General features: G+C 43.0%; 1 pseudogene. It reads right to left on the reverse strand.

What is annotated here, in order from left to right:
• Nucleotides 1-103 precede the first annotated feature (103 nt).
• A pseudogene (locus tag R7R24_RS29655) lies at nucleotides 104-547 on the reverse strand (hydrolase); the annotation flags it as partial.

A 547-nucleotide genomic window follows, 5' to 3' on the forward strand; every position in this document is an offset into this window, starting at 1 on the left:
TATTCGTTTGAGTGTTTCCTGTTCGATTTTGTGTTGTTTGTTGCTTAAATAAACAAAAAAGCCCTCCATTTGGAGAGCTTTTCTATCAACTTTGAGTGTTCAACTATTCACTTTTAGAGTAAAAACGCTGTAACTCGGTTAAGCCTTGCATAAGAACCGGCAGTTTAGGCGTTTCATCACGCATGCGTTTGTAGTTCTCATCGTATAGCTTGTAGTTCCCGAACTTATCGATCACGGTAGTTTGGTTATTTGTGATGAGAGCAAGTTCTCGAGTATCACCAGCAAGAATCCAACGGCGACGGCTTTCGTCAAATAAGTTACGACCACTGCTGTAATCGTATGGATTGGACGATACACCAAGCATATCTTGCAGTAGCGTAACTGAAAGGTCTAAATGGCTCGTGCTGTGATTAAACTCACCAGCCACCATACCAGGCCAATGGATTACCATTGGCACCTGCAATTGGTAACGACTGTAGTTACTGTTTGCGCCCCAGCTATTGGTATTGGTTTCGTTACACTCACTGCCATGGTTGGAAGTGACGAT

It is taken from the genome of Vibrio sp. 704, from assembly GCF_033339295.1.